Here is a 1,133-nt window from a genome sequence, read left to right as displayed (position 1 = left end):
AAGCGACGTGCTATCTCAGCCCTGACCCTTTGGGGTTAGCAGGAGGAGTAAATCCTTACAGTTACGTGCATAATCCGACGGGTTGGATTGATCCGTTAGGACTAACTGGATGTTCAGATCCTAAGAAATGGGATGTTGACAGCTATGGGAACTTAAGGGATTCAGTTAAAGGAAAAAATCTAGCCCTTGATTCCCATCATGTTGGCCAAAAAGCAATAATGAAAGATCTAGTGAAGAATTATGATCCTAAAACGGGACCATCAATACTAGTTCCTAAAGTTGGACACACAGTTTCTAAAGATGGATTAGGAATTGTATCTAGAAGTCGAATAAACCCAGCAACAGGTAAAGAATTTACTAATGCAAGAAGTGTGATTGCCAGAGATATAAAAGAGCTAAGAAGAGTTTACCCAGAAATTCCAAATAGTAAGCTTAAAGAGCTTATTAATATGAATAAAAATATGTATCCAGAAGTTAAATTTAAATGAATTTAAAAGGTAACTATATGAAAAATGATGAGAAAATAATAGAATCTATTTTTAGTGAATTATTTGATGACAACTTACTCCGTTATCAGAATAGTTTAACCAGCCCAATGGATAATAATGATGATGTGTATGCTAAAGCCAGAAAAGCATTATCAAAATTAGATGAACAAGACAAAACAGCTATTTTCGACTTCTTCAAGGTAGTAATATCTGACACATCATCAACTATATTTGGAACCATTGATGGTTCCCACTTTCCACCCAATATAGATGGTGATTTTACGTTAACTTATGAAGACGAAGAAATACAAGGAAGTTTACAAGACTTATTTATAGAAAAAGCTGAGAATAAAGGTATTTTTAATTAAAAAAGTAAGGCTGAAAGATCCTTCGAGATCTTCCGGCCCTATTCATGATCTATCTTGGCGCATACCCACGGTAAGCCAGAGCAGATTGAAGCTTAGCGATCGCATCTTTGATCTGATACGCTTCCTCGTCATTCACCGCACAGGCCCGTATCTCCGCCCAGTTCAGCCGCTTCACCAGCTGGGCCAAGGCCAGCGCTTCAATGTGGGTTAACTGAATGTCCTGTAAATGTTCAATCACTATCGTCATCTTATGCTCTCCCCTTAACCCACAAAACCG

General features: G+C 37.9%; 3 protein-coding genes. 2 read left to right on the top strand and 1 reads right to left on the bottom strand.

From position 1 onward, the window contains the following. The coding region (locus BO26_RS18550; RefSeq protein WP_036774122.1) for an RHS repeat-associated core domain-containing protein at window positions 1-488 on the top strand (488 nt) is incomplete at its 5' end. 17 nt (window positions 489-505) lie between these two features. Beyond that, a complete protein-coding gene (locus BO26_RS18545) occupies window positions 506-856 on the top strand; it encodes a hypothetical protein (protein WP_036774119.1) in 351 nt (116 codons plus the stop codon). 49 nt (window positions 857-905) lie between these two features. Here BO26_RS18545 and BO26_RS18540 read toward each other — a convergent pair whose 3' ends face one another. Then, window positions 906-1,103, bottom strand: a complete 198-nt coding sequence (locus tag BO26_RS18540) for a DUF7706 family protein (RefSeq protein WP_036774117.1) — start codon at window positions 1,101-1,103, stop codon at window positions 906-908. Window positions 1,104-1,133 lie beyond the last annotated feature (30 nt).

The organism is Photorhabdus australis DSM 17609, assembly GCF_000711895.1.
GTDB classification, from domain to species: Bacteria; Pseudomonadota; Gammaproteobacteria; order Enterobacterales; family Enterobacteriaceae; genus Photorhabdus; species Photorhabdus australis.
This window is presented reverse-complemented; position numbering and strand designations above follow the sequence as displayed.